The following is a 3,661-nucleotide window of genomic DNA, read 5'->3' on the forward strand; positions in this document are numbered from 1 at the left end:
CGCCGACGACGCCGCCCTCGCGCCCGAGCCCGTCGCCGCCACGCTGCCGGGCCTCGTGCCGGGTCCCGGGCCGGACGGGCGCCCGCGCCCCGACGCCCCGCTCGTCGCCGTCACCGGCGTGACCGGCTACGTGGGCGGACGCCTCGTCCCCGAGCTGCTGTCGGCCGGCTATCGGGTGCGCGCGCTCGCGCGGTCACCGCAGCGGCTGCGCGGGCGCCCGTGGGTCGGCGAGGTCGAGGCCGTCGAGGCGGACGCGTCGGACCTCGAGCAGACCCGTGCGGCGCTCGAGGGCGTCGAGGTCGCGTACTACCTCATCCACTCGCTCGGGTCGGGCCGGACGTTCGAGTCGCGCGACCGGACGACCGCGCTCACGTTCGCGCGTGCGGCGCGCGAGGCCGGCGTGCGCCGGATCGTCTACCTCGGCGGCCTCTACCCCGAGGGCGAGGACCTGTCGCCGCACCTCGCGTCGCGCACCGAGGTCGGCGAGATCCTGCTCGCGTCGGGCGTCCCGACGACCGTGCTGCGGGCCGCCGTCATCCTCGGGTCCGGCTCGGCGTCGTTCGAGATGATGCGCTACCTCACCGAGCGCCTGCCCGCGATGACGGTGCCGCGCTGGGTCGAGAACCGCATCCAGCCCATCGCGATCCGCGACGTGCTGCGCTACCTCGTCGGTGCCGCGGCGATGCCGCCCGAGGTGAGCCGCGGGTTCGACATCGGCGGTCCCGACGTCCTCACGTACCGCGACATGATGCAGCGCTACGCCGCCGCCGCCGGGCTGCCGCGACGGGTGATCGTGGGCGTCGGCGTCCTCACGCCGCGGCTGTCGAGCCTCTGGGTCTCGCTCGTCACGCCTGTGCCGGGCGGGCTCGCGCGTCCGCTCGTCGAGTCGCTCGTGCACGAGGTCGTGTGCGACGAGCACGACATCGCCCGCTGGGTGCCCGACCCGCCCGACGGGCTCGTCGGCTTCGACCGCGCGGTGCGGCTCGCGCTGCGGCGCGTGCACGACGCGGCCGTCTCGACCCGGTGGTCGTCGGCGTCGGCGCCGGGGACCCCGAGCGACCCGCTGCCGTCGGACCCGGGCTGGGCGGGCGGCTCGCTCTACGTCGACGAACGGCGTGTGACCGTCGACGCGTCGCCGGCCGCGCTGTGGCGCGTCCTGGAGTCCGTCGGCGGCGAGAACGGGTGGTACTCGTGGCCGCTCGCGTGGCGCGTCCGCGGGCTCGGCGACCGGCTGGTCGGCGGCCCGGGCCTGCGACGCGGACGGAGGGACCCGTGGCGGCTGCTCGTCGACGACGCCGTGGACTTCTGGCGCGTCGAGGAGGTCGAGCCCGGGCGGCTCCTGCGCCTGCGCGCCGAGATGCGCGTCCCCGGGCTCGCGTGGCTCGAGCTCCGGGTGGAGACGGACGACGACGCCGTCGGGAGCGGCAGGGCGGAGCCGGACCCGGACGCCGACGCGAAGCCCGGCGCGAACGGCGACGTCACCGACGACCTCCGCGGTGGTGGCGCACCGGCCGGCGACGACCCGGGCAGCGTCGTGCGACCCGGCGACGACGCGCGGTGGCTGCGCCCGCCCGCCGTCTTCGCGCAGCGTGCGCTGTTCCACCCGCGCGGGCTGCTGGGGCAGCTCTACTGGTGGTCCGTCGCGCCGTTCCACGGCGTCGTGTTCGGCGGCATGCAGCGCAACATGGCCCGTGCGGCCGAGCGCGCCGAGCAGGCGCGGACGGACCGGTCGCGGGTCCGTCGTGACCGAGACCGGACCGGCGCCGACTCGCCCGGTGCGGGCACCACCCGCTCGGACGCGGCGGCGGGCGCATGACCCTGCCGACCGTCTCCGTGGTCGTCCCCTCGCGCGACGACGCGACGCTGCTCGACCGGTGCCTCACGGCGCTGGCCGCGCAGACCGTCGCCCCCGTCCAGGTCGTCGTCGTGGACAACGCCTCGCGCGACGACACCGCGGACGTCGCGCGGCGGTACGGCGCGACGTGCCTGCACGAGGCCACGACGGGCATCTGGGCCGCGGCCGCGACCGGCTACGACGCGGCCGTCGGTGACGTCATCGCCCGCTGCGACGCCGACAGCGTGCCGCCGCCCGACTGGGTCGAGCACCTGGCCGCGGCGTTCGACGCCGACCCGGAGCTCGCGGCGGTCACAGGGCCCGGGCGGTTCGTCGGGCCGTCGCGGCTGCTGCGGGTCCTCGGCGACGTGCTCTACATGCGCGCGTACCGCGTCCTCATGGGCGGCGCGCTCGCGCACCCGCCGCTCTTCGGCTCGAACTTCGCGATGCGCCGGACGGTGTGGGAGCACGTCGCGCACGACGTCCACCGGACGCGCCAGGACCTGCACGACGACGTCGACCTCAGCTACCACGTGGGCGACGTCGGGACGATCCGGCACGACCCCACGCTCGTGGTGGGCATCTCGGCACGCCCGCTGCGCGACTGGCGCGGGCTGTGGGGGCGCGTCCGGCGCGGGCTGCGCACGATCGACCTGCACCGCCCCGACGACGCCCCGTCGCGCCGTCACCTGCGGCGCTGGCGGGCGGCTCGCCCGGGACGCGCGGCGCTCTGAGCCGGGTGTGCGAGCCGCCGCGCGCCTCGACGGTGTGGGACCCGGACCGGGCGTGACCGGGCTCGCGCGTGCGGACGCGTCGACCTCGTGGCCCGGTCAGGCCTCCGGACGGCGCCGGTGCCGCACGGGCGCCTCGACGTACTTCTGCCACGCCGCGCGCTCGACGTCGCCGAGCCGTCGCGGGCGCCCGGTCGCGGAGTCGACGAGCACGAGCGTCGTCGTCGCACGCGCGTACACGGTGCTCGTCGGGTCGGCGGCCGGGCGGTCGCGCACCTCGTAGCAGACGTCGAGGCTCGCACCGCCGAGGTGACCGAGCCACATCTCGACGACCACGGGCGAGCGCCGGTACCCGAGCGGGACGAGGTACTCGATCTCCTGCCGCGCGACGAGCGTCGACGTCTGCGCGCCGGGGCCCGCGTCGAGCACCGCCGTCGGCCACGTCGCGTCCGGTCGTGTGCCGTCCTGCGCCTCGGGGTGGCGCCAGAACGCCTCGATCCGCGCCTCCTCGAGCAGGCGCAGCATCTCCACGTTGTTGACGTGCGCGTACGCGTCCATGTCGGACCAGCGCAGCTGCACGGGGACCTCGAGCCGAGCCACACGACCTCCTTCGCCGACCAGCGATCCTACGAGCCCGCCGAGCGGGCGTGCGTCACGCCGCGGCCCGCTCGGCGGCGGCGGCGCACGCGGCCCACGCGCCCAGCTCGTCGGTCACCGGGCGCACGACCAGGTCCCGCGCGACGTCCTCGACGCCCGACCGCAGCCGTCGCCGGACCCGCGCGGCACGTCGCCGCGCCCCCACGCCCGCGAGGACGCGCGACACGAGCGCGAGGAGCACGCCGAGCAGCAGACCCCCGACGGTGAGCACGGTCGGCCACGGGATCTCGCCCCACGTCGGAGTGGGAGGCTCGGGCAGCCGCAGGTAGGCCAGCCCGGCGAGCGCCGCGAGCCATGCCGCGCCCGCGATCGCGACCGCGAGCAGCACCCACTGGACGACCCCGACGGCGCGCCACCAGCGTGGGTCGCGCGCACCCGCGGGCGCCGACGCGACGACGGCGCGGTCCAGCGCGTCGGGGATCGCGTCGCGCGCGACGGC

At 77.1% G+C, this 3,661-nt stretch carries 3 protein-coding genes and 1 pseudogene; 2 read left to right on the forward strand and 2 right to left on the reverse strand.

Features of this window, described 5'->3' with window-relative positions; translation table 11 throughout:
- Together CTKZ_RS11985 and CTKZ_RS11995 are read left to right on the forward strand one after the other, a co-directional pair.
- Positions 1–1,816: SDR family oxidoreductase (locus CTKZ_RS11985; protein WP_235843462.1), on the forward strand; the 1,816-nt coding region annotated here is incomplete at its 5' end.
- Positions 1,813–2,568, forward strand: a complete 756-nt coding sequence (locus CTKZ_RS11995; RefSeq protein WP_200829725.1) for a glycosyltransferase family 2 protein — start codon at positions 1,813–1,815, stop codon at positions 2,566–2,568. The genes CTKZ_RS11985 and CTKZ_RS11995, both read left to right, overlap by 4 nt.
- Before the next feature lie 96 nt (positions 2,569–2,664).
- On the opposite strand, the gene CTKZ_RS12000 is transcribed toward CTKZ_RS11995, so the two are convergent.
- Both CTKZ_RS12000 and CTKZ_RS12005 read right to left on the reverse strand, forming a co-directional pair.
- Entirely contained in the window at positions 2,665–3,165 is a 501-nt protein-coding gene (locus tag CTKZ_RS12000; RefSeq protein ID WP_124343162.1) for an acyl-CoA thioesterase, read from the reverse strand.
- 52 nt (positions 3,166–3,217) lie between these two features.
- Positions 3,218–3,661, reverse strand: a pseudogene (locus tag CTKZ_RS12005) (GTP-binding protein HSR1); the annotation flags it as partial.

This window comes from Cellulomonas algicola (genome assembly GCF_003851725.1).
GTDB classification, from domain to species: Bacteria; Actinomycetota; Actinomycetes; order Actinomycetales; family Cellulomonadaceae; genus Cellulomonas; species Cellulomonas algicola.